The 21,849-nt window shown below is 74.9% G+C and carries 24 protein-coding genes and 1 pseudogene; 11 read left to right on the forward strand and 14 right to left on the reverse strand.

Annotated elements, in window-relative coordinates; all coding sequences use genetic code 11:
• From ABH931_RS38625 to ABH931_RS38645, 5 genes and pseudogenes are all read left to right on the forward strand, one after another.
• Positions 1-207: pseudogene (locus ABH931_RS38625) on the forward strand (xylose isomerase); the annotation flags it as partial.
• Between the two features lie 122 nt (positions 208-329).
• Positions 330-890 (forward strand): HPP family protein, encoded by a 561-nt coding sequence (locus ABH931_RS38630; protein WP_370124485.1) that lies wholly within the window; start codon positions 330-332, stop codon positions 888-890.
• Positions 891-975: 85 nt separating this feature from the next.
• Positions 976-1,203, forward strand: a complete 228-nt coding sequence (locus ABH931_RS38635; protein WP_370124487.1) for a hypothetical protein — start codon at positions 976-978, stop codon at positions 1,201-1,203.
• A gap of 303 nt (positions 1,204-1,506) precedes the next feature.
• Positions 1,507-4,104 carry a SpoIIE family protein phosphatase gene (locus ABH931_RS38640; protein ID WP_370124531.1) on the forward strand — a complete coding sequence of 866 codons (2,598 nt, stop codon included), beginning with the start codon at positions 1,507-1,509 and terminating at the stop codon, positions 4,102-4,104.
• A 188-nt stretch (positions 4,105-4,292) separates the two neighbouring features.
• Positions 4,293-4,508, forward strand: coding sequence for a hypothetical protein (locus ABH931_RS38645; RefSeq protein ID WP_370124489.1), 216 nt, complete (start codon positions 4,293-4,295; stop codon positions 4,506-4,508).
• 20 nt (positions 4,509-4,528) lie between these two features.
• Here ABH931_RS38645 and ABH931_RS38650 read toward each other — a convergent pair whose 3' ends face one another.
• From ABH931_RS38650 to ABH931_RS38685, 8 genes are all read right to left on the reverse strand, one after another.
• The gene (locus tag ABH931_RS38650; protein ID WP_370124491.1) at positions 4,529-5,011 is read right to left on the reverse strand and encodes a winged helix-turn-helix domain-containing protein; all 483 of its coding nucleotides are present in this window, start codon (positions 5,009-5,011) and stop codon (positions 4,529-4,531) included.
• Positions 4,927-5,715, reverse strand: a complete 789-nt coding sequence (locus tag ABH931_RS38655; protein ID WP_370124493.1) for an SAM-dependent methyltransferase — start codon at positions 5,713-5,715, stop codon at positions 4,927-4,929. Before ABH931_RS38655 ends, ABH931_RS38650 begins: the two co-directional genes overlap by 85 nt.
• A 29-nt stretch (positions 5,716-5,744) precedes the next feature.
• Positions 5,745-6,647 carry a pyrroloquinoline quinone biosynthesis protein PqqB gene (pqqB, locus tag ABH931_RS38660; protein ID WP_370124495.1) on the reverse strand — a complete coding sequence of 301 codons (903 nt, stop codon included), beginning with the start codon at positions 6,645-6,647 and terminating at the stop codon, positions 5,745-5,747.
• Positions 6,648-6,657: 10 nt separating this feature from the next.
• On the reverse strand, positions 6,658-7,782 hold the full coding sequence (gene pqqE, locus ABH931_RS38665; RefSeq protein WP_370124497.1) for a pyrroloquinoline quinone biosynthesis protein PqqE: 1,125 nt from the start codon (positions 7,780-7,782) through the stop codon (positions 6,658-6,660).
• A complete protein-coding gene (gene pqqD / locus ABH931_RS38670; RefSeq protein ID WP_370124499.1) occupies positions 7,775-8,056 on the reverse strand; it encodes a pyrroloquinoline quinone biosynthesis peptide chaperone PqqD in 282 nt (93 codons plus the stop codon). Before pqqD ends, pqqE begins: the two co-directional genes overlap by 8 nt.
• Positions 8,053-8,790 carry a pyrroloquinoline-quinone synthase PqqC gene (gene pqqC / locus ABH931_RS38675; protein WP_370124501.1) on the reverse strand — a complete coding sequence of 246 codons (738 nt, stop codon included), beginning with the start codon at positions 8,788-8,790 and terminating at the stop codon, positions 8,053-8,055. The genes pqqD and pqqC overlap by 4 nt, the downstream gene beginning before the upstream one ends.
• 13 nt (positions 8,791-8,803) lie before the next feature.
• Positions 8,804-8,995: a pyrroloquinoline quinone precursor peptide PqqA gene (gene pqqA, locus ABH931_RS38680; protein ID WP_370124503.1), complete on the reverse strand. Its 192-nt coding sequence runs from the start codon at positions 8,993-8,995 to the stop codon at positions 8,804-8,806.
• A gap of 250 nt (positions 8,996-9,245) precedes the next feature.
• Positions 9,246-9,974 carry a hypothetical protein gene (locus tag ABH931_RS38685; protein WP_370124505.1) on the reverse strand — a complete coding sequence of 243 codons (729 nt, stop codon included), beginning with the start codon at positions 9,972-9,974 and terminating at the stop codon, positions 9,246-9,248.
• Between the two features lie 265 nt (positions 9,975-10,239).
• Here ABH931_RS38685 and ABH931_RS38690 point away from each other — a divergent pair, with 265 nt between their 5' ends.
• Positions 10,240-10,884: a hypothetical protein gene (locus tag ABH931_RS38690; RefSeq protein WP_370124507.1), complete on the forward strand. Its 645-nt coding sequence runs from the start codon at positions 10,240-10,242 to the stop codon at positions 10,882-10,884.
• On the opposite strand, the gene ABH931_RS38695 is transcribed toward ABH931_RS38690, so the two are convergent.
• Positions 10,856-12,109: an FAD-dependent monooxygenase gene (locus tag ABH931_RS38695; RefSeq protein ID WP_370124509.1), complete on the reverse strand. Its 1,254-nt coding sequence runs from the start codon at positions 12,107-12,109 to the stop codon at positions 10,856-10,858. The genes ABH931_RS38690 and ABH931_RS38695 overlap by 29 nt on opposite strands.
• Before the next feature lie 94 nt (positions 12,110-12,203).
• On the opposite strand from ABH931_RS38695, the gene ABH931_RS38700 reads away from it, so the two are divergent.
• Together ABH931_RS38700 and ABH931_RS38705 are read left to right on the forward strand one after the other, a co-directional pair.
• Positions 12,204-12,794: a TetR/AcrR family transcriptional regulator gene (locus ABH931_RS38700; RefSeq protein WP_370124511.1), complete on the forward strand. Its 591-nt coding sequence runs from the start codon at positions 12,204-12,206 to the stop codon at positions 12,792-12,794.
• A gap of 28 nt (positions 12,795-12,822) precedes the next feature.
• A complete protein-coding gene (locus ABH931_RS38705; RefSeq protein WP_370124513.1) occupies positions 12,823-13,338 on the forward strand; it encodes a putative immunity protein in 516 nt (171 codons plus the stop codon).
• Between the two features lie 37 nt (positions 13,339-13,375).
• On the opposite strand, the gene ABH931_RS38710 is transcribed toward ABH931_RS38705, so the two are convergent.
• Complete coding sequence (locus tag ABH931_RS38710; protein ID WP_370124515.1) at positions 13,376-15,409, reverse strand: SpoIIE family protein phosphatase; 2,034 nt, start codon at positions 15,407-15,409, stop codon at positions 13,376-13,378.
• A gap of 221 nt (positions 15,410-15,630) precedes the next feature.
• On the opposite strand from ABH931_RS38710, the gene ABH931_RS38715 reads away from it, so the two are divergent.
• Positions 15,631-17,190, forward strand: coding sequence for a peptidoglycan-binding protein (locus tag ABH931_RS38715; protein WP_370124517.1), 1,560 nt, complete (start codon positions 15,631-15,633; stop codon positions 17,188-17,190).
• A 29-nt stretch (positions 17,191-17,219) separates the two neighbouring features.
• Here the strand turns inward: ABH931_RS38715 and ABH931_RS38720 are convergent, their stop codons facing one another.
• Positions 17,220-17,669 (reverse strand): MarR family winged helix-turn-helix transcriptional regulator, encoded by a 450-nt coding sequence (locus tag ABH931_RS38720; protein WP_370124519.1) that lies wholly within the window; start codon positions 17,667-17,669, stop codon positions 17,220-17,222.
• 86 nt (positions 17,670-17,755) lie between these two features.
• On the opposite strand from ABH931_RS38720, the gene ABH931_RS38725 reads away from it, so the two are divergent.
• Complete coding sequence (locus tag ABH931_RS38725; protein WP_370124521.1) at positions 17,756-18,607, forward strand: SDR family NAD(P)-dependent oxidoreductase; 852 nt, start codon at positions 17,756-17,758, stop codon at positions 18,605-18,607.
• Here the strand turns inward: ABH931_RS38725 and ABH931_RS38730 are convergent.
• From ABH931_RS38730 to ABH931_RS38740, 3 genes are read right to left on the reverse strand one after another with little or no spacing between them, the layout of a single operon-like run.
• Positions 18,604-18,993: a nuclear transport factor 2 family protein gene (locus tag ABH931_RS38730; protein WP_370124523.1), complete on the reverse strand. Its 390-nt coding sequence runs from the start codon at positions 18,991-18,993 to the stop codon at positions 18,604-18,606. The genes ABH931_RS38725 and ABH931_RS38730 overlap by 4 nt on opposite strands.
• 20 nt (positions 18,994-19,013) lie before the next feature.
• Complete coding sequence (polX, locus tag ABH931_RS38735; protein ID WP_370124525.1) at positions 19,014-20,753, reverse strand: DNA polymerase/3'-5' exonuclease PolX; 1,740 nt, start codon at positions 20,751-20,753, stop codon at positions 19,014-19,016.
• A 4-nt stretch (positions 20,754-20,757) separates the two neighbouring features.
• Complete coding sequence (locus tag ABH931_RS38740) at positions 20,758-20,970, reverse strand: hypothetical protein (protein ID WP_370124527.1); 213 nt, start codon at positions 20,968-20,970, stop codon at positions 20,758-20,760.
• A 112-nt stretch (positions 20,971-21,082) separates the two neighbouring features.
• Between ABH931_RS38740 and ABH931_RS38745 the strand changes: the two genes are divergently transcribed.
• Positions 21,083-21,685 carry a helix-hairpin-helix domain-containing protein gene (locus ABH931_RS38745; protein ID WP_370124529.1) on the forward strand — a complete coding sequence of 201 codons (603 nt, stop codon included), beginning with the start codon at positions 21,083-21,085 and terminating at the stop codon, positions 21,683-21,685.
• Positions 21,686-21,849: the final 164 nt, after the last annotated feature.

Here is a 21,849-nt window from a genome sequence, read left to right on the forward strand (position 1 = left end):
TTCCGCGCCGACCCGGACGTCACCGCGGCCCTCACCGCCGCCCGCCTGCCCGACCTCGCCCTCCCCACCGCCGCCGACGGCCTGACCGGCCTCCTCACCGACCGCGCCGCGTTCGAGGACTTCGACATCGACACGGCCGCCGCCCGCGGCATGGCCTTCGAGGCACTGGACCAGCTCGCCATGGAACACCTCCTCGGCGCCCGCTGAGCACGGCGCGGCCGCCGGCCGGCGTCCCGGGTGACGTCGGCCGGGGGTGGGCGGGTGTACGGGCGCAGCCCCTGATTTGCCCAGGAGGCAAGACGGTTGCCAGGTGCTTCAACCTTTTGTCTATGCTCGGCTGGTCCTGCCCCGACCTGCCCGGAGCCCGCATCATGCCCCCGTCCTCCTCGAAGAGACTGCCGCACTCACTGCACGCCCTCCAAGCCGCCGTGTTCGCCTCGGTCGCGCTGTCCGTCCTGGTCGGGGTCGGTGTGCTGCTCCACCAGCCCCTGCTGATACCGCCCCTGGCGGCCAGCGCGGCCCTCGTGCACGGCGCGCCCGGACTGCCCCTCTCGCAGCCCCGGAACCTCGTCGGAGGGCAGCTGCTCTGCGCCCTCATCGGGTTCGGCACCCTGGCCGTCACCGGGCCCAGCGCCTGGGGCGCGGCCGTGGCGGCCGGGCTCTCGCTCGGAGCGATGCTGCTGACCCACCTGTCCCACTCCCCGGCGGCCGCCACCGCGGTGATCGTGGTGCTCCAGGCCCCGCACCCGGTCCCCTTCCTGCCCCTGCTGGCGCTGGGCACCGTTCTCCTCGTCGTCGCCGGTCTGCTGCCCGCGCGGATCGGCGCGCACCCGGTCCGCTATCCCGTCACCTGGGGAAGCCATCGCCCCGGAGCGACCGGTCAGCAATGACCGGTCCGGTGACCTGGGCCCGCACCCGGGCGGTCGCCGACCATCGGTGACGTGATCGTCCGTCAGCGAGAGGTGAGGAGTCGGCGTGGCATACCGCTACTGGTGCGGTGAATGCGGCTTCAGGACGCCCTGGCTCTCCCGGTCGCAGGGCGAGCGGAAGCAACTCGACCACTACGCCGCCAGGCATCCGGGCATCGAGCCCGGTGGCCATGTCGAGGCCAACCGGAAGAACCCGGACGGGGGCGTCGGCTGCCTGCCGGCGATGGCCGTCGTCGTCCTGCTGCTGCTCGTCGCCGCCGCCTGGCACCGCTGAGGGACCTGCGCCGGGCCGCCCTGGCGCGCCGGGGCGACCTGCTCCACGCCGCCGGACACGCGGCCGAGGCACGCCTGGCCCGGCAGGAGGCCGACTCCCCGGGCTGACCGCCCCGCCTGCCGCGGGGTGTCGTCACCTGAGCCCGCCGGGGCGAATACGCGCTGGTACTTGCGTGGTCACCGGGGCCCAGGTTATGGATGAGGGGTGCGCAGACGCCACCGCGGGGCCTCGCCGCACCGTGACAGCGGTGCGCCGTCCCAGCCGGGCCCTGGTGGCCGGCCGGGCCGGAGCGGCCTGGGCGGGATGCTCTCCGCCCGCAGCCTGGCCGGCCGGATGTTCCTGACCGGCCTGCTCGTCATCCTGCTGCTGGTCGCCGCGGGCCTGGCCGCCATGGTGCTCCAGGCGCGCTCCAGCGAGGCCACCGACGCCCGCCGCGTCACCCGCGGGGTCGCCGAGGCCTTCGCCAGCGGGCCGGGCATCGTCGCGGCGCTGGAGAGCAGCAACCCCACGGCCGTGCTCCAGCCCCGGGCCCAGGCCGTGCAGCAGGCCACCGGGGTGGACTCGGTGGTGGTGTTCAACACCAAGTACATCCAGCTGACCTCGCCCTATCCGGACTACATCGGCCGCCCCTACCAGGCCACCCCGTTCGTGCAGCAGGACGTGGTACCGAAGCTGCTGGCCGGCCAGACGGTCACCTTCGACGTCAACCAGCAGGGCTACCGGTCCATCGCCACCGCCGTGCCCGTCTTCGACGCGGCTCATCACCCGCTCGGCGTGGTCGTCGTGAACTTCACGGTCGGCCGGGTCAACGCCCTGGTCGACACCCACCTGCCGGTCCTGCTCGGCGGCGCGGCCGGGGCCGTGCTGCTGGCGGCGGCCGGCACGGCGCTGGCCTCGCGCAGGCTGCTGCGGCAGACCCGCGGGCTCGGCCCGACCGAGCTGGCCCGGATGTACGAGCACCACGAGGCCGTGCTGCACGCCGTCCGCGAGGGCGTGCTGATCATCGGCGGCGACGGGCGGCTGACGCTGGTCAACGACGAGGCGCGCCGCCTGCTCGACCTGCCGCCCGACGCCGAACGGCAGCCCGTGGCCGCGCTCGGGCTCGATCCCGCCACCGCCGCGCTGCTCACCTCCCCGGACGAGGTGACCGACGGCATCCACCGGGCCGGGGAGCGGCTGCTCGCCGTGAACAAGCGGCCGACCGCGCCCTACGGCGGCCTGCCCGGCAGCGTCGTCACGCTGCGCGACACCACGGAGCTGCACGACCTCACCGACCGGATCGAGGCGGCCGGTGAGCGGCGGCACCTGCTCTACGAGGCGGGGCTGCGGATCGGCCGCACCCTCGACATGACCCGGACCTGCGAGGAGCTCGCCGAGGTGGCCGTCGGCGGGTTCGCCGACACGGTTTCCGTCGACCTCGTCGACGCGGTCACCCGCGGCGAGGAGCCGCCCCGGACCGCCGCGCTGCTGCGCCGCACCGCGCTGCTCGGCCCGCCCGGGACCGCCGCGCCCGTCGGCGCCACCGTGACGGTCACCGGCGGCAGCCCCCAGGAGCGAGCTGTCTCCGGCACCGAGGCCGTCACCGACGCGCACCACGGCACCCTGACGGTCCCCCTGCGGATGCGGGGCGGACTGCTGGGGCTGGTGCAGTTCCGGCGGGCGCCGGGCAGCCCGCCGTTCGACGCCGACGACGTGCTGCTCGCCCAGGACCTGGCGGCGCGCGCCGCCGTGTCGGTGGACAACGCCCGGCGCTTCACCCGTGAGCACGGCACGGCCGTCGCCCTGCAACGCAGCCTGCTGCCGCGCAGCCTGCCCGAGCGCACCGGGCTCGACGTGGCCCACCGCTACCTGCCCGCCACCGCCGGGGTCGGCGGCGACTGGTTCGACGTCATCGCCCTGCCCGGCTTCCGCACCGCCCTGGTCGTCGGCGACGTGGTCGGCGTCGGCATCAACGCCGCCGTGGCGATGGGGCGGCTGCGGACCGCCATCCGCACCTTCTGCGCGCTCGATCTGCCGCCAGACGAGGTGCTGGGCCGCCTCGACGAGCTCGTCTCGCAGCTCGACGAGGAGTCGACCGACGTCAGCATCACCGGCTCGACGTGCGTCTACGCGGTCTACGACCCGGTCTCCGGGGTCTGCACCGTCTCCCGGGCGGGGCATCCGGCTCCTGTCGTGCTCACCCCCGACGGCCGGATCGACTGCCCCGAGGTGCCCGTCTCCCCGCCGCTCGGCGTCGGCGGGCACCCCTTCGAGACCAGCGAGATCCCGCTGCCGCCCGGGTCCCAGCTGCTGCTCTTCAGCGACGGCCTGGTGGAGTCCCGCGACCAGGACGCGGACCAGGGCCTGGAACGGCTGCGGGCCGGCCTGGAGGGCCGCCCCGGGCTGAGTCCGGAGGAGGTCGGCACGGCCGCGCTCCAGGCCGCACCGGGCCCGCAGCCCACCGACGACATCGCGCTGCTGGTCGCCCGCACCGGCCTGCTGCCCCCCGACCACGTGGCGGAGTGGGAGGTCCCCAGCGACCCGGCCGCGGTCGGTCCGGTGCGCAACGCGTGCGTGAAGCAGCTCGCCGAGTGGGGCCTGGAGGAGATCTCCTTCAACACCGAACTGATCCTCAGCGAGCTGATCACCAACGCGATCCGCTACGGCGTTCCGCCGGTCAGGGTCAGGCTGCTCCGGGACACCACCCTGGTCTGCGAGGTGTCCGACGGCAGCAGCACCGCGCCGCACCTGCGCTGGGCGGCGACCACCGACGAGGGCGGCCGGGGCATCTTCCTCGTGGCCCGGCTCGCGCACCGCTGGGGCACCCGCTACACGGCGAGCGGCAAGGTGATCTGGTCCGAGCAGCCGCTGACCGACACCGCGGCGCCCGAGGGCCTGCTGAGCGCCTTCGAGGACTGGTAGTCGAGGACCGGCCGTCGGTGCCCGCATACCCCCGGCGGGAATGCACGGAGGGCGCGCGGGAGCAGGCCCCCGGGGGCGCGTGCATCGGCCCCGTGTCCGCCCGCAGGTTCCGGGCCGGACGTCCGGGTATCTCCCGGCCGAGGCCGCACCGTCCGGGCGGCCACCACACCTTCGGGGAGTGAACAGGGATGACCGAGATGAACGGGCTGGAGCCGGTCGCCACCTTCTGCGGCAACTGCGACTGCGGCTGCCCGCAGCTGTTCGTGGACGCCGCCGCGCCCGCCGAGCGCAGGGTCGTGCTGACCGACGACTTCGGTCAGCGGATTCAGATGAGCGCCGACCAGTTCGCGTCCCTTCTGGAGGAGGCGAAGGCGGGCCGGCTCGACGTGGCGGCGAAGTCCTGAGCCGACCCTGTTCCGCCGGGTCACGGGCGGTCCCGCCCTCCGGGCCTGCTCGGGACGGCGTCGGGGGAGTAGCGATAGCCGGCGCCGCGCACGGTGGCCAGTGCCGTGCGGTACGGAGCGCCGAGCTTCGTGCGCACCCGGGCGACGTGGACGTCGACGGTGCGGCCGTCACCCGCATCGGGCCCGGGCCAGGCGGCGTCGAGCGGCTGGCGCCGGGTGAAGACCAGGCGCGGGTGCGTCACGAGGTGGGCCAGCAGATCGAACTCACGCCGCGTCAGCCGGACGGGGCGTCCGTCGACGGTGAGCGAGCGGTGGCCGGGGGCCAGGGTGAGCCCTGCCGCGGCGGACCGGTGGCACCGCCCGCCGTCGGCGGCATCCCCGCTGTCCCGGGGACCGCCCGGACCGTGGCGGTCCGCGCTCAGGACTTGCGGGCGACGCCGACGGCGGCGAGGCGGAGCACGGGGTGGTCGGCGGGGGAGGGCGTGTCGGCGTCCGGGCGCCACTCGGGGACGATGACGACGCCGGGGTCGAGGAGTTCGAGACCGTTGAGGAACCCGGCGACCTCGTCGAGGGTGCGGAACTGGCCGCGGCCCACGCCCTGGCGCAGGGCCTCCTCGGCCTCCGCGGTGCCGGCGTCGACGTCGGGGCCCGCCGTGGTGAGGTGGTGCACGAAGACGTAGCTGCCCGGGGGCAGGGCGTCGACGAGGGTGCGGACCACGCCGTAGGGGTCCTCGTCGTCCAGCACGTAGTGCAGGATGCCGCAGAGCAGCAGGCCCACGGGCCGGTCGAGGTCGATGTGCGCGTGGAGCACCGGGTCCGCCAGGAGCTCGGCGGGGTGGCGCAGGTCGCCGTCGACCACCACGGTCTGCTTGTTGTCGGCGAGCAGCGCGCGGGCGTGGGTGAGCACCGCGGGATCGTTGTCGACGTAGACGACGTGCGTCTCCGGGGCGACGCGCTGGGCGACCTGGTGCACGTTCTCGGCCGTCGGCAGGCCCGAGCCGATGTCGACCAGCTGCCGCAGCCCGGCCTCGCGGACCAGGTGGTCGACGACGCGGCGCAGCACCGCGCGCTGCGCCTGGACACCGAGGTGCACCTGCGGAAGCGCGACGGCGATCCGCTCACCCAGGGCCCGGTCGGCGGCGAAGTTGTCCTTGCCGCCCAGGAGGTAGTCGTAGACCCGGGCGATGTTCGGCGGCGGGGTGTTCACGGGAGGATCGTACAGTCGGCCGAACTCCGTCAGCGCAGCAGGAGTTCGGATCCGTCGGGGAGCAACTCGACACCGTTTCTCTTGAGTTCCGCGTGGAGCGGCGATGCGGGGTCCAGCAGCGGGTTGGTGTTGTTGAGATGGGTGTAGACGCGGCGCACCCGCGGATGACGGGCGAGAGCCGCCAGGCTGCCGTCAGTGCCGTCAGTGCCGTCCGTGCCGCAGATCGGCAGGTGGGCCATCGAGCGCTGGGCCGGCGCGCCCGGGGCGCGCACGCCGAGCTCGTCGGCCGTGTGGAAGGTGCCGTCCAGCAGGGCGCAGTCGACGCCGGCGACCAGCGCGTCGAGGCCGGGCGACCAGGCGCCGAAGCAGGGCGCGTACAGCAGCGTGGCGCCGGTGCCGAGGTCCGTCAGACGCAGCGCGGACACCCACAGCCCCTTCGGCGCGGGAGAGTCGACGAACTTCGGTGCCTTGGAGCCCAGTGGATGGACCGTCACCTGGAGCCCGCCGGAGAGGACCTGCGGAACCCCGGGGTGGAGGTGGGTCCAACTCCATGGGGTGTAGCGGTCGATGGCGCTGCGCAGCGGGAGCGCGTCGAGCACGGTCGAGGTGGCGAGGACCGCCAGCGGCGGACCGCCGCGCAGCAGCGGCAGGCCGAGGGTGTGGTCGGCCTCCGCGTCGGTGAGGAGCACGCCGCACAGCGGGGTGTCCCGGGGGCCGGGGCCCGGCGCGAGCCGTGGGGTGGCGAGGAGCTGGGCGCCCAGATCGGGGGACGCGTTCAGCAGCCACCACGAGCGGGAGTCGCCGCTGACCGCGACGCAGTCCTGGGTGCGCGCGGGCAGCAGGCCGGCGCGGGCCCGGCGGCAGAGGACGCAGGCGCAGTTCCACTGCGGGAAGCCGCCTCCCGCGGCGGTGCCCAGCAGGATCACTCGCACGGCGCCACCCTCACGGCGACGCCCGCATCACGGAGGGCGGGCGCGGGTCCGTGCCGGCCTCGGCCAGCACCGCGTCGACCAGTGGGCGGTCCGGGGACAGTCCGCAGACCGGATCGGTCCTGGCGGCGTCGCCGGTGAACTGGAAGGCCTGACAGCGGCAGCCGCCGAAGTCCTCGTGCCGCTGCGGGCAGGAGCGGCAGGGGTCCCGCATCCAGTCCGTGCCGCGGAAGGCGTTGAACGCGGCCGAGTCGTACCAGATCTCCGCCAGCGGGCGGCGGCGCACGTTCTCCACCGGCAGTGTCCGGATCACGGAGGCGGCCGGGCAGGGCAGCACGTCACCGGCCGGGGTGACCGTGAGCTGCCGCCGGGCCCAGCCGTCCATGCACGGCTTGGGGCGGTCCGCGTAGTGGTCGGCGACGACGTGGACGATCTCCGGCCCGCCGTCCGGCGCCGCCGCGTACCGGGCGCGAGCGCGGGCGACGGCCGCGCGGGCGGCCTCCACCTGGGCGCGGCTCGGCAGCAGCGCGGCGCGGTTGCGCAGACCCCAGCCGTAGAACTGGGTGTTGGCCAGCTCGATCCGGTCCGCACCCAGGGAGACCGCGAGGTCCACGATGCGTTCGGCGCGGTCGATGTTGGCCCGGTGCAGCACCACGTTGACGGTCAGCGGCAGGCCCGCGGCCGTGACCGCCTCCGCCGCCGCGAGCTTGGCGGCGTGGACGCGGGCGCCCGCCACCTGGTCGCCCGGGGCGGCTTCGGCGTCCTGGAGGGAGAGCTGCACGTGGTCCACGCCGCGATCGGCCAGCGCCCGGGCCCGCTCGCGGGTCAGCCCGACCCCGCTGGTGACCAGGTTGACGTAGGCGCCGAGCTCCCGGGCGTGCGCGGTGAGTTCGGGCAGGTCCGCGCGGGCGAGCGGTTCGCCGCCCGAGAGGTGGATCTGGACCACGCCCAGGGCGCGCGCCTCGGTGAACACCCTGCGCCACTCGTCCGTGCCCAGCTCGGCGGCGCGGGCGGTGAGTTCGAGCGGGTTGGAGCAGTAGGGGCAGTGCAGCGGGCAGCGGTGGGTCAGTTCGGCGAGCAGCCCGAACGGCGCGGGCACCGCCGCTGCGGCCCCGGCGGCCGGCACCGGGTCAGCCATACGCGACCACGCGACGCTCCGCGAGCCGGGTCAGCAGTTCGTCGACGTCCTGGCGGCTCACCCGGTCGTAGCGTTCCTCAAGGGCCGACACGATCGCGTCCACCGACCGGTGCCCGTCGCACAGCGCGAGCACCGCCGCGGCGGTCGGGTTCAGCACCAGGACGCCCTCCGGCACCAGCGCCAGGTCGGCGGCGCGCGTGGGGTCGTACGCGAGGCGGACGCCGCGCCGCAGGCGGGGCGTCCCCGCGGGTGCCGAGGCCGCCCGCGCGCTCACGGCCGCGCCCGGAGGGCGCCGGCACGGTAGTCCACCGCGTCGAGCACGGCCTGCAGCACGTCGCACTTGAAGGCGAGGGCGGCGACGCAGGCGTCCCGCTCGGCCCGCGTGGTGGCGTGCCGGACCACCAGGTCCAGCGTGGCCGCCCCCTCCGCGTCGACCACGTCGATCCGGGCGGTGAAGTACGCCAGGCCCTCCTCGGCGATCCACGGGTAGTGCGTGCGCAGGCGGCCGAGGCGGAAGCGCAGCAGCCCGGGGGAGAAGAGCTCCGTCAGCCCGGAGGCGACCGCCTCCAGCCAGGGGCGCTGCCGGGCGAAGGTGACGTAGGCGTCGACGGCGAACCGCACGCCGGGCAGCACGTGCTCCTCCGAGAGCACCTCCGCGCGGCTGAGCCCGACGGCCTCGGCCAGCCGCAGCCACTTCTCCGCGCCGCCTGCCTGGGCCTGCGCGCCGTCGTGGTAGACGATGCGCGGCAGCCACTGCCGACGGACCTCGGGGAGCGGGCAGTTGGCGAGGATCGCGGCGTCCTTCTGCGGGATGCAGCGCTGGTAGTACCAGCGGTTCGCGGCCCACAGACGCAGCTCGTCCTTGCCGAGCAGGCCCTGGTGCAGCCGGCTGTGGAAGGGGTGGCCGTCCCAGTAGCGGGGTTCCAGCGCGTGCAGCGCGGCGCGGAACTCCGCGTCGTCGAGGACGGGCGCCCCCTCCGGGGCGCTGGTGAGGACCGGACCCGTCACTGTGCGGACCCGCTCAGTCGCGGGCGGCGTAGGCGGTGACCTCCATGGCCGTGTCGAACGCCGCGAAGTCCGGGCGGACCCACGCGGCCCGGGCGGGCGGCAGGGCGGCGCTCCCGTGTGCGTCGTGCCGGGCGGCGCTGTTCTCGGCAGCACTGGTGTCGGCGGCGCTGTTCTCTGCGGCGGTGTTCAGGCAGACGGTACCCACGGGATCACTCCTCGCATCGCGATCGGCGCTCGGCTGACCACCGTGGCATCGCGCGGCGGCCCGCCACAAGAGTGCATCCGGCCGCACCCGCCCGCCCGTTGGACGCGCCCCGGACCGCTGTCCGGAGCCACCCGCTCGGCCCAGCGGGCCTGGCGGAGGGCGTCGCGGATCGTCCCGGCCGGCGGTGAGGCCCGGCGGCCCCCACCCCCGGCCGGGACGATCCGCGACGCGCGCGTCCGGTCGGGCGGCCTCAGATCTGCTTGAGGTCGGCCGTCAGGGTGGCGATGTCGATGCCGTTGACCTGTCCGGCCTCCTGGTACTCCTGCGCCAGTACGGCCCAGGCCTCGTCACCGTAGGTCTGCCACCAGTCCCAGGCCACCTGCTGCACGGCACCCCAGGTGATGACGTAGAGCCAGTGGGCGTCGTAGCCGAGCAGCGGGATGGCGTGGCCGCCCTCGATCGGCTGGGTCTGCCAGTTCGCCTCCAGGGTCCAGGGCTTGCCGTCCTGGAACTGCGTCTGGGCGTTGGCGGGGACCTGGATCCCGGCGTAGACGCCGCCGAAGAGCGCGATGGTCTGCTTGATCGCCTTCTGGGCGTGGACGTTGACGGGTGCGTAGGCGATGACCTTGTTGCCCCACAGGCCCGTGGTCTGCCAGGCGGCCAGCACCTGCGACTCGACGAGCCCGGTGTCCTTGCCGCCGGAGAGCTGGAAGTACTGGTCCACGACCTGCTGTTCGGTGGGCACCTGGTCGCCCTGGCCGGTCTGGGCGTTCCAGGACTGGATCAGGTGCGCCGCGGCGGCCATGGTGCAGTCGCCGTACTGGTCGTTGCCGTCCATCGGCCAGGTGGGAACCTTGGTCGCCCAGTCCACGGCGGCCGGCGGCGCGGGCAGCGGGGCCGACGCGTAGGCCGTGAACTCCTTGAGGCCGACCGGGAACTGGGGCCCGAGCTTGCCGAACTTTCCTGCGACGCGCGCCATCTGCTTCTCCCCTCGGGAGTGGGCGGACGGACCGCCCCCTGTGGTCACTTCTCACCATTCCAGATCAACTCGCCATGTACGAGACATTTGGTGCCACTCGTCCGGGTGAACTCCGGTTCGACGGGCCGTTCCGGGGCAGCGGCGACAGTTGCGGCGTGGCGGGGCGGACGTGTCGTCAGGCCCTCCTAGGGTGGGGACTCGACCGCGAGGAAGGCGGTGGGGCGTGGTGGGGAGAGTGCGGGGTCGGCGTCCGGCCGGTGCGACGGTGGCGCCGGCCGTTGTGTTCGCGCTCGCGCTCACGCTGGCGGGGTGCGCGGGGTCCGGCGCGAAGGCGACGCCGTCGCCGGGAGCGGCAGGTGCGGGCGGCGCGACCCTGTCGGTCGGACCGGGGCCGCAGCGCGCCTACCAGGTGGCCGCGCAACCGCCCATCGGCAGCTGCCACTACCGTCAGGGCGGCGGCGCGCAGCCGCTGCCGGACCGGCGGTGCACCCCGGGGTCGATCAGCCCGGCGGTCACCCAGGTCAACCTGCGGCAGACGCTGTGCCGCCGGGGCGGCTACACGGCCGGGGTGCGTCCGCCGAAGGCGGTCACGGACACCGAGAAACGCCTGAACGCGAAGTCGTACGGCTACACCGGCCGCCTCTCCGACGCCGAGTACGACCACCTGGTCCCCCTCGGGGTGGGCGGCGACCCCAACGACCCACGCAACCTCTGGGTCGAGCCGCCGTCGCCCGGCCACGTGCCGGGATCGGGCCCGGCCAACCCGAAGGACGACGTGGAGTCCGCGCTCCACGACGCCGTCTGCTCCGGGCGGGTGGGCCTGACGGCGGCGCAGACGGCGATCGCCGCGGACTGGACGACCGCGCTGGCCGTCCTGCACGTCACGCCGACGCGGTCGCCTTCCCGGTGACGTTCCCCGGCAGGGTGGGCGGCCGCCAGTCGAAGGTCGGCGCGGCCCCGCGCACCACGGCCGACTCCGGCAGCTGCCCGGCCAGCAGGAACGCGGCGTCCCGCAGCGCGACCCCGGCGCGGGAACGGACCGCGACGGCCCTCGCCACCCGCGCCGAGCGGCGCACGACGTCGGTCGCACGCGGCAGGCGGGCGGCGGAGTAGGCGGAGAGCGCCGCGGCGAGCGAGGCCGTCGTGCCGAGCGCGTGGGCGAGCACGACCGCGTCCTCGATCGCCTGGCAGGCGCCCTGCCCCTGGAACGGCGTCATGGCGTGGGCGGCGTCGCCGACCAGGGCGACCCGGCCGCTGTGGAAGGCGGGCAGCGGGGTCGTCATTTCGTGCACGTCGTTGCGGAGCACCAGCTCGGGGCGGGCGGCGCCCAGCAGGTCCGGCAGAGGCGCGCACCAGTGGCCGAAGCGGCGCAGCAGGTCGGCGCGTTCGTCGCCGTCCTCGGCGCGGGTGCCGGCGGGGGCCACCGCGGCGGCGTAGAGGTAGGTGCGTCCGTGCGGCAGCGGCAGCACCCCCGTCAGCGACCCCGCGCCCCAGACCTCGCCGAGCGGCCCCGGCGCTCGCTCCGGCGTCGGGATGACGGTGCGCCAGGTGGTGAACCCGGAGTAGCGCGGCCCGGGGTGGTCGGGGAAGAGCAGGCCGCGCACGGGCGAGTGGATGCCGTCGGCGGCGACGACCAGCTCGGCGTCGAGCCGGGAACCGTCCGGCCGGGACACGACGGCGGGCCGCCCGGGGTCGGCGGGGTGGGTGGCGGCGTGGCCGGGGTCGCCCGCGTCGAGCACGCGCAGTTCGCTGCCGGTGTGCAGGGCGCCCGGGCGCAGATGGCCGGCCAGCAGCGCGACGAGCTCGGCACGGTGCACGACCGCGAGCGGGTCGCCGAACGTGCGGGCGATCGCCTCGCCGCTGGTCCGCGCGAGCCAGCGGCCGCTCGGGCGGCGCAGCCCGCCCTCCCCCTGGACCGCGGCGACGGCGCGCACCTCGTCGCCGAGGCCGAGCGTGTCCAGCGCCCGCAGGGCGTTCGGGGCGATCCCCAGGCCCGACCCGACCGGTTCCAGTGCGGTCGCGCGTTCGTGCACGTGGACGTCCCACCCCGCCGCCTCCAGGGCGAGCGCGGCGGTGAGGCCGCCGATCCCGGCGCCGATGACGAGCGCCCGCGGGCGCCGCTTGGTCACGCTCATGGCCGTACCCCTCCAGTCCACTACCGATGTAGTGCCAGGCTGCCCTCAGCCTACTACGGATGTAGTACATGGGGGAGAGGGCATGATTCGGACCATGACCTCGCCGCGCGCCCGCCTGATCGCCGACACCGCCGTCGCCCTGCTCGCCGAGCGCGGCCTGCGCGGACTGACTCACCGTGCGGTCGACGAGTCGGCGGGCCTGCCGCCCGGGTCCACCTCCAACGTCGCCCGCACCCGCGCCGCGCTGCTGACCCTGACGCTGGACCGGCTCGCCGAGGTGGAGTCCGCGCCCTTGCAGGGTGGGCCCGCGCGGCCGACCGGCGAGCTCACGCCCGAGGCCGCGCGCGGACTGCTGACCTCGTTCCTCGTCGACGGCGTCGGGGCCGCGCTCACCACTGGCCGCGCGCTCACTCTCGCCCGGTTCGAGCTCGCCCTCGAGGCGGGCCGCGACCTCGAGGTCCGCGCCCGCTACGACGCGCTCGGAGGCAGCTTCCGCGCGATCGCGGCCTCCCTGCTCGCCGCCGCGGGCTGCGCCGACCCCGAGCGTCGCGCGCGCTACCTGATCGCGTGGTGCGACGGCATCCTCTTCAACGCCACCGCCGGGTCCGGCCAGGGCACCCCGCCGAGCGCCGACGAGCTGCGGGAGCAGGCGGAACTGATGCTCCGCACCCTGCTGGGGCCCTGATCCCGGCCGGGCGCAGTACGGTCGAACGGTGATCCTCCCCAAGGAACGGGACCCCCGGTTCATCACCGTCCGCCGCGGCGGGACGCTCAGCGACGCCGACCACCGGCTCCTGGCTCTGTGGGCGGCGGACTGCGCGGAGCACGTGCTGCCGCTGTTCGAGTCGGCGCAGCCGGCGGACCCGCGGCCCCGCCAGGCGGTCGAGCAGGTCCGGGCGTGGACGCGGGGCGAGATCCAGATGTCCGACTCCCGCGCCGCGGGCGGCCACGCCATGGCCGCCGCACGGGTGTTGACCGGCGCGCCACGTCACGCGGCGTTCGCGGCCGGTCAGGCCGCGGTCGTGGCGCACGTCGCCGCGCATGAGCTGGGTGCCGCGGCCTACGCGATCAAGGCGGTCCGCGCGGCGGCGCCTCCGGGTGCGGCCGAGGACGCGGGACGGCGCGAGTGCCACTGGCAGCGGGAGCGGCTCCCGGCGGCGATCCGCGCCCTGGTCCTGGACGACCAGCGCCTGCGCAACGAGATCTGCTGGTCGGTCTTCGACTGCTGACGCTGACGCCGACGCAGGCAACGCTGCCGCGCCCGGCTCACGGGCGCGGGCGGGCGCGGGCGGCGAGCAGGGCGATGTCGTCCTCGGCCTCGCTCGGGGTGGAGCTGTGGAGCACCGCGTCGAGGAGGTCGTCGAGGTCGCCCGCGGCCGGGAGCGGGAGGCGGGCCAGCCGCTCCAGGGAGGCGTCGATGTCCTCGTGCCGGCGCTCGACGAGCCCGTCGGTGTAGAGCAGCAGCACCGCGCCCGGCCGCAGGTCGCGCACCAGTTGCTGGTACCCGCCGACGCCCGTGCCGAGCGGCGGCCCGCTCGGGACCGGGACCAGCTCGGTCGCTCCGGAGGGTTCGACCAGCGCGGGTGGCAGGTGGCCGGCGCTGGCGAAGGTGACCCGGTTGCGCGGCGGGTCGACCAGGGCGAGCAGGCAGGTGGCCGGCCGGGATGCCTCGTTCTCGGAGATCATGGCGTCGAGCTGGCGCAGGATGCGGTGCGGCGGCAGGTCCATCACCGCGACGTAGCGCAGCATCGACCGATAGGTGCTCATGTCCACGGCCGCCTCCACGCCGTGACCCATGACGTCGCCGATCACCAGCAGCGTGCGGCCGAAGGGCAGCCGGACGCTCTCGTACCAGTCCCCGCCGACCACGGAGCTGCTGCCGGAGGGCAGGTAGCGGCAGGCGATCTCCATGTTCGGGTGGGGGTTGGCCGGTTCGGCCAGGAGGGCGCGCTGGAGCTCCAGGGCTATGCCCTGGGACCGCATGTAGCGGCGCGCGTTGTCGATGCTGAGTGCGGCGCGGCCCGCCAGGTCCTCGATCAGGGCGAGGTCCTCGCCCGCGTACTCGGTCCCGCTGTCGGCGGGGGCCGCGAGCGCGAGGGTCAGTGCCCCGATGAGGTGGCCGCGCGCGGCCAGGGGGACGGCGACGACGGAGGTCACCCCGGCGGCGCGGTAGACCTCCAGGGTTGCCGTGTCGGAGATGGGCACGGTGCCCGGTTCGTCGTCGGCCGCCAGGTCGAGGACGATCGGCTTGCCCGCGAGCAGGCTCCGCGCGACCAGCGAGCCCTCGCGGTGCCGCACGGACTCGCCGGGGTGGGCGAGGGTCGCGAGGTGCTGGTGCAGCTCGGGCCGCCCGGCGACGGCGGCGCGGATCAGCCGCAGCGATCCGAGCGGCACCCCGACCCGGTGCTCCGGCACGCCCGGCGGCAGGACGTCGACGGTGGCGAGGTCAGCCAGTCCCGGCACGGTGAAGCGCGCCAGCTCGGCGCAGGTGGTGTCGGTGTCCAGCGTGGTCCCGATCCGCTCCCCGGCAGCGGTCAGCGTGGCCAGCCTCCGCCTCGCCCGCGCCTCGCCGTCCGACGGCGCAACGGCGAACCGGCCCGCTCCCACCTCCCCGCCGGACCCCACGCCGGACTCCGGCCCGCGCCGCTCAGCGCTCCGCCCTGCGGCTGGGGCCGGCCCGGCGTCCGGGCCCCCGTCCGGCTCCGGCCTCTGTTCGAGGCCTCGCCTCGCGGCCGGGCCCGGTGTCAGCCCCTGCCCGCGGCCTTGCTCTCCGAACTGGCCCTGGCCCGTGCCGGGCTCCTGGGGCGCGGGTTCTTCCCCCGCCGCGGCCTGGTCCGTCCCCGGGGTGGGCTGCCCGGCGAGGAGGGCGACGAGGAGGAGCGTCGGGCCGGTGGGCGGGGTGGGTTCCGGGGCGCGGCGGCTGCGCGCGGGGGAGTGGGTGCCCGGAAGGGCCGAGAGTGTCGCGGCCTGGTCGCGCCCGGGCGCGGGTTCCGGGTCGAGGCGCTGGAGGCGCAGGCGGACGCGCTCGTCGGGCGGGCCCACGACCTGTTCGCGCATCGCGCCGTCCGCCAGGACCTCCGCGGCGAGCCGCGCGGTGCTCTCGTCGAGAGCGCCGCCGGTCAGCCGCAGGAAGGCGTCGTTGGCGTAGCGCCGGCGCAGCTCGGCGTCGAACAGGGCGACGCCCACGGGCAGCTCGGCGAGCAGGCGCGACGGCGGCAGGCCGGCCGTGTCGGCCATGGCTGAGGCCGCCGCGTCCAGGGCTGCCGCGGCGGTGTCCCGCTTCGGGGCCTCCGCGCCCACGTTCTCCCCTCGTCCCCCGCTCGGCAGAGTCAATCCATGATCACCCAGAGCCGAGGGCGATGCACCCGCTTCGGCTCGGGTGGTCCATCTTGCCCGAGTGCGCGTGCGAATCGCGCCCGGAGCCGGTGAACCTGTGAGTGGAATCGCGGCGGGAGCGCGAGGGAGAGAATCAGGTAAAGAACCTTTACGGGAATCACCGGAGCTTGTCATGATTCCGTCCCGTGAATACCCGTCACAAGCGCCGGTACCGGCGCCCCCTCACCCTCATCGCCGCCGCGGCCCTCGTCGCCGGGGCGGGGGCCTTCGCGACCGCGGAGGCCGGCACCCTGGCGACCGCCAGGGCCGCCACCACCGCCACCACCCGTGCCGGGACGGACTGGATCTCCTGGACCGGCGGAAAGCTCGCCTACGGGCACGACGCGCAGGGCGACCGCGTCCCCGACTACTCCTCCGCCGGATACGAGGGCGGTGGCGTCGCGCTGCCCCTCGCCCCGGTCAGGGAACGCGTCGGCGTGCCCAGTGGCAAGGACGACACGGCCAGGATCCAGGCCGCGATCGACGCGGCCTCCCGGCTGCCGGTCGGCAGCGGCGGCCTGCGTGGCGCCGTCCTGCTCGCGCCGGGGGCCTACCGCATCGACGGAACCCTGCACATCGACGCCTCCGGCGTGGTCCTGCGCGGTTCCGGCAGTGGCACCGGCGGCACCCGCCTGGTCGCCCACGGCGCCACCGCCCGCACCCTGCTCACCGTCGGCGGCAGCTCCCACTACACCGCCGTCGGCGCCCCGACCCGGGTCAGTGACACCTACGTGCCGGTCGGCGCGACCACGCTCGACGTCGCGAGCGCGGCCGGGCTGCGGGTCGGCTCGCAGATCGTCGTGCAACGCCCGACCACCCAGGTGTGGATCGACGCCATCGGCATGCACGGTCTGTGGTCCCCGAACTGGAGTCTCTACTCCGAGCGCCGCATCGTCTCGGTCACGGGCCACCGGCTGACCGTGGACGCGCCGCTGACCACCGCGCTGGAGGCGAAGTACACGCAGGCCACGGTCTACCGCTACACCTTCCCGCGGATCGACCACGTGGGCATCGAGTCGCTGAGTGCCGACGGCGCGGCGATGGCCGCCGACCCGCACTACGCCACGGACTTCTACAACTCCAGCCTGTCCGCCTTCGGTGCGGTCCAGGACTCCTGGGTGCACGACGTGACCGGCCACCACTTCGGCCAGGACGGGGTCACCCGCCTCGGCGGGCAGAGCCGCCGGATCAGCGTGCTGCACACCGCGACGCTGGACATGCTGGTCAACGACGCGACCTCGGCCCGCTCGGACGGCTACACCCTGGAGGGCCAGCAGAACCTGATCCAGGACTGCCTGGTGACCGCGACGAAGATCCACGCCTTCACCACCGAGGCCCACCAGTCCGGCCCGAACGTCTACTCGCGCTGCACCGCCAGGCTCACCGGCACCGCCTACGACGCGGGCGGTCACCAGCGCTGGGGCAGCGGCACGCTGTACGACCAGGTCACCGTGGACGGCACGCTGCTGCTGGTGAACAACGGCAGCCGTGGCACCGGCCACGGCTGGTCGGACGCCAACAGCACTGCGTGGAACTGCGTCACCACTGGCGGCTACGAGATCCAGCAGCCGCCGGGAGCGCACAACTGGGCGTTCGGCTGCACCGGAGCGCTGCTCCCCGGCTCGAACGGCGAGGTGGTCAGCGGCGGCCGCGCCGTGCTGCCCGCGAGCCTCTACGCGGAGCAGCTGCGCGAACGCGGGCTCTGACCCGGCCGGCTCGATCCTCGCGGCGCGCGTCAGGCCTTGAGCTTGGCCCAGACGGTCTCCAGGGCGTCGATGTCGGCGTCGTCGAGCCGCTGGTCGAAGACCTCGGCCAGCGCCGCCCGGCGGGTCGCGTTCGCCTCGGCGAAGGCGGCGCGGCCCTCCGGGGTCAGCGCGATCTCCACGGACCGCGCGTCGTGCGGAGCGGCCGTGCGGGCGACCAGCCCGCGGGCCTGGAGCGCGTCCACGACGCGGGACACCTGGGGGCGGCTGAGCAGTGTCTTCGCGCCCAGCGCGGAGGCGGGTACCGGCTCCGGGTTGCCGCTCAGCCAGAGCATCACCTCGAACCAGGACAGCGGCAGCTCGTGCGCGCGGAGCAGTGCCCGGTCGACGTGCGCGGACAGCGTGGTGCCGGCCCAGATGAGACCGTAGAAAGCGTGGTCGCGGGCGGAGAGGTCGCCCATGGTCGGCTCGGCGCGGGTCATAACGACAGCTTATCGACCGGATGCGGTTGCGTGCGCGTGCACAGAAGTCGTACAGTGTGTGCGCACGCACAGAAAAGGAGTTCGTCATGTCCACCGACGCACGCGTTGTCCTCATCACCGGCACCTCCTCGGGGATCGGCCTGGCCGCGTCCGTCGCGGCGGCGCAGGCCGGCTGGCACGTGGTCGCCACCATGCGCGACACGGCCAAGTCCGGCGCGCTCACCGCCGCCGCGCAGGCGGCGGGCGTCGCCGAGCGGGTGGAGGTGCGGCGGCTCGACGTCACCGACCCCGCGTCCGTCGCGTCCTGCCTGGCCGAGGTGCTGGACGCGCACGGCCGCCTGGACGCGGTGGTCAACAACGCGGGCGCGGGTGTCGTCGGCACGGTCGAGCGGGCGGGCACGGAGATCTTCCGCACCGCGATGGAGGTCAACTTCTTCGGCGTCGTCGAGCTGACGGGCGCGGCCATGCCGCACCTGCGCGAGACGGGCGGGCGGGTCGTCACCGTCACCAGCGTGGGCGGTGTCGTCGGCCAGCCCTTCAACGAGGCGTACTGCGCGGCCAAGTTCGCCGCCGAGGGCTTCCTGGAGTCGCTGGCACCGGTCACCGCCTCGGTGGGCGTGCGGGTCTGTGTCGTGGAGCCGGGCGCGGTGGCCAGCGAGTTCGTGGCGAGTCAGGGCCTGGACATCCCCGCCCTGGTGGCCGCCGCCGGCCCCTACGGTCCCGCGCTCGCGTCCTATGCCGCCCGCACGCAGGCCGCCTTCGCGGGCGCCCAGTCCGCGGCGGACGCGGCGGCCACGATCGTCACCGCCCTGGACGCGGCGGAGCCGCCGTTCCGGCTCCAGACGAGCGAGACGGCCCGGTCCTTCGTCGCCACCAAGCTCGCCGACCTGGACGGTGCGGCCGTGCAGAAGATGACCTCCGCCTGGGTCGGCCGCTAGGCGGGAGGGACGGGAGTGACGGGGGTGACATGGGCGGCGACGACGCGCCACCCGCTCCCGTCCGTGCGGACCCAGGTGCGGGTGTAGCGCAGCCGCGCGCTGAACTCCTGCCCGTCCACGGTTCCGGCGAGGGTGCCGAGGAACCAGGTGACGCCGGTGGCGCCCACGACCAGGACGTCCAGGGCCTCCTCCTCGACACGGGTGAGGCGCTGCCGACCGGTCCGGTGCAGCTCCAGGTCGTCGGACTTGCGGCAGAGCTGCCCGTCGGGGCCGGTGAAGACCAGGCGGTCGTCGAGCAGCGCGTCCAGCGTCGCGACGTCGGCGGCGAGTTGAGCCGCCTGAAGTCGGCGCTCGGTGGAGCGGAGGTCGTCCTGATCGGTCGTCATGGGCAGCACGCTACGCGCGCCTAACCGCCCCGCAGGTTCGGTTTGCCGAGAAAGCGCCTGAGCTGCTGCCAGGGCCAGGCGTTGATCACGTCCTCGGGCCCCAGCCAGGCCCGCTGGGCCGTGCCGACGCCGAAGCACGGGTTCGCCAGCTGGACCGTCGAGTGGGCGTCGCTGTCGATCGAGAACCGCACGCCCGCCGCCTTCGCCGCGCGCACGTGGTCGTCGTCGAGGTCCATGCGGCCGGGGGCCGCGTTGATCTCCAGGGCCGTGCCGGTCCGCGCCGCCGCTGCGAAGACCGCGGGCCAGTCGGCGTCGATGGGTGCCCTGCGCCCGACCCGGCGGGCGCTCGGGTGGCCGATGACGTGGACGTGGGGGTTCTCGCAGGCGCGGATCAGCCGCCTGGTCTGCGTGGCGCGGTCCGCGCCGAAGTGGGAGTGCACCGAGGCGACGCAGACGTCGAAACCGGCGAGGAAATCCGCCGGCCAGTCCACCGAGCCGTCCGGGCCGATGTTCAGCTCGGTGCCGTGCAGCAGCCGCATCCGGCCGTAGGCGCGGGCGTCGGCGAGCTCGCGCAGCCGCGCCCGCTGGGCCAGCATCTTCTCGTCCGTCATGCGCTGCATGACCAGGTCCGGGGCGTGGTCGGTCACGGCGTAGTACGCGTAGCCGCGGGCCTTCGCGGTGGCGAGCATGTCCTCCAGGGAGGCGACGCCGTCGGTGAGGTCGGTGTGGGTGTGCAGGTCGCCGCGCAGGTCGCGCTCGGTCACCAGGGTCGGCAGCTCGTCCGCCGCCGCGGCCTCCACCTCGCCGCGGTCCTCGCGCAGCGTGGGCGGGATCCAGGCCAGGCCCAGCGCCGCGTAGACGTCCTCCTCCGTGGCGGAGGCGAGGTTCGCCCCCGACTCGGCGTCGAAGAGCCCGTACTCGGACAGCTTGAGCCCGGCCCGCACGGCCCGCGTCCGCAGCTTGATGTTGTGGGCCTTGGAACCCGTGAAGTAGACCAGCGCCGCACCCCACGCCTCGGGGGCGACCACCCGCAGGTCGATCTGCAGGCCCGCGCGGGTGCGGACGGACGTCTTCGTCGGCCCGCCGACGATCACCTCGGCGACGGCGGGCAGGGCGGCGAAGGCGTCCATCAGCGGCGCCGAGTCGTGGGCCGCGGCCAGGATGTCCAGGTCGCCGACGCTGTCGCGCAGGCGACGCAGCGATCCGGCCCAGGTGCAGCGCAGGCAGCCGTGGACGGCCGTGAGGGCGGCCGTGATCTCCTCGGCCAGCGCGGTGGCCGTGCCCAGGTCGGCCCGGCCCGCGGCCTGCTCCAGTACCTCCAGGCCGTGCCGGATGTTCTCCTCGGTTCGGCCGCCGAACCCCGGCAGGTCCTGGAGCCGACCGGCCTCGGCGGCGGCGCGCAGCTCGTCGACCGTCGAGACGCCAAGGTCCTGGTGCAGGGTCAGGGCGCGCTTGGGCCCGACGCCGGGAACCTTCATCATCGCGCGGACCCCGGGTGGGATCTTCGCGCGCAGCTTCTCCACCGATTCGAGCGTGCCGGTGCGTCGGACCTCGTCGACCTTGCCCACCGTCGACTTGCCGACGCCCGGGATCTCCAGGATCGCCTTCGGATCCATGTCGGCGAGGTCCGCCGGCCAGCCGCCGATCGCCCGTGCGGACTTCTCGGCCGAGCGGGCCCGGAAGGCGTCCCCGCCGGTGAGGGTCAGCAGGTCGGCGTACTCCTCCAGCAGGGCCTGGACCTGGTCGTTGAGCCGCGCCATGGGCTCAGCGTAGGGCGGGGCCCTGCTCTGTGCCCGTTGTGTCGGTCGTGCCCGTTGGCTCGGTCGTGCCCGCCGTGTCGCCCAGCGCCGCGCCGCAGCGCCAGCAGTGCTCGGGGTGCTCGACGTCCTGGACCGCGTCGCACTCCGGGCAGAGCCGGTGCAGCCAGCACGCGGACTCGCCGCCCTCCGGCTCCTGCTGCCCCTGTTCTGCGTTCACGTCTGTCACGTTAGCGCCGGGCACCGACACGATCTACGGTGAGGGCGTGGCTGAAATAGGGCAAACAGGTCAAAAGGCGCGCCCGAGCGGTCGAATGAGTTCGGCCGGAAGCGTGCTCTGGGCATTGCTGCCGCTGTTCACCGTGGGCATGGGCACCGCCGCCGTGATCGGCTGGGCCGCTTGGAGGCTGCGGTCCCGGCTGGTGGGAGTGCTGGCCGGGGGCGCGGCGGCGCTCACCGTCGTCTCGCTGTGGCTGGCCCAGTCGCCCACGGACAGCACGCGCAACTCCGTCGCGGGTGGGCTCATCGCCGTCGGCCTGGTCGGCGGGGGCCTGGTGACCACCTTCGCCCTGCGACCGCGGCTGATCGGCCACGTCGCACCCGACCCGGCCGTCACCGCCGCGCTCGACCGGCGCGCCCGCCGGGCGCAGGCGAGGGAGCTGGCCGAGCGCGATCCCGCGCTCGCCCGGGAGCTGGGCATCGGCAGGCCCGACCTGCCCGGCACCTACGACGACGGCGGTCTCGCCGACGTCAACCACGTGCCCGCGCCCGTCCTGGCCGGCCTCCCGGGGATGACCCCGGAGGCCGCCGCGCGGATCGTCACCACCCGCGGGGAGCGCGGTGGCTTCGACAGCGTGGCCGAGCTGGAGGTCTGGGCCGAGCTTCCGCGCGAGCTGGCCGACGAGCTGGCGGACCGGGTCGTGTTCCTGCCGTAGCCCGCTCTCTGATCTGATCAGTGCTGCTTGTCGGAGTCCGGGATGCCGTTCCTGGTGGCCAGGGCGTAGGCCTGCTCGACGGTGAGGCCCTGGTAGGCCGCGGCCGAGGAGGGGAGGCCGCCGAGGGGGAACGGGGAGGCCTGGGCGCACTTGACCGTGTCGCC

Origin of the sequence: Streptacidiphilus sp. MAP12-33, from assembly GCF_041261265.1 — a bacterium.
GTDB lineage: Bacteria > Actinomycetota > Actinomycetes > Streptomycetales > Streptomycetaceae > Streptacidiphilus.

What these genes read in the sequence shown, in the direction of transcription:
- pqqE (WP_370124497.1), bottom strand. Translation starts at nt 7,782, where the DNA reads ATGGCTGACCCGGTGCCGGCCGCCGGGGCCGCAGCGGCGGTGCCCGCG.
- ABH931_RS38695 (WP_370124509.1), bottom strand. Translation starts at nt 12,109, where the DNA reads ATGAGCGTGACCAAGCGGCGCCCGCGGGCGCTCGTCATCGGCGCCGGG.
- ABH931_RS38700 (WP_370124511.1), top strand. Translation starts at nt 12,204, where the DNA reads ATGACCTCGCCGCGCGCCCGCCTGATCGCCGACACCGCCGTCGCCCTG.
- ABH931_RS38725 (WP_370124521.1), top strand. Translation starts at nt 17,756, where the DNA reads ATGTCCACCGACGCACGCGTTGTCCTCATCACCGGCACCTCCTCGGGG.
- ABH931_RS38645 (WP_370124489.1), top strand. Translation starts at nt 4,293, where the DNA reads ATGACCGAGATGAACGGGCTGGAGCCGGTCGCCACCTTCTGCGGCAAC.
- ABH931_RS38685 (WP_370124505.1), bottom strand. Translation starts at nt 9,974, where the DNA reads ATGGCGCGCGTCGCAGGAAAGTTCGGCAAGCTCGGGCCCCAGTTCCCG.
- ABH931_RS38640 (WP_370124531.1), top strand. Translation starts at nt 1,507, where the DNA reads ATGCTCTCCGCCCGCAGCCTGGCCGGCCGGATGTTCCTGACCGGCCTG.
- ABH931_RS38730 (WP_370124523.1), bottom strand. Translation starts at nt 18,993, where the DNA reads ATGACGACCGATCAGGACGACCTCCGCTCCACCGAGCGCCGACTTCAG.
- ABH931_RS38720 (WP_370124519.1), bottom strand. Translation starts at nt 17,669, where the DNA reads ATGACCCGCGCCGAGCCGACCATGGGCGACCTCTCCGCCCGCGACCAC.
- ABH931_RS38630 (WP_370124485.1), top strand. Translation starts at nt 330, where the DNA reads ATGCTCGGCTGGTCCTGCCCCGACCTGCCCGGAGCCCGCATCATGCCC.
- polX (WP_370124525.1), bottom strand. Translation starts at nt 20,753, where the DNA reads ATGGCGCGGCTCAACGACCAGGTCCAGGCCCTGCTGGAGGAGTACGCC.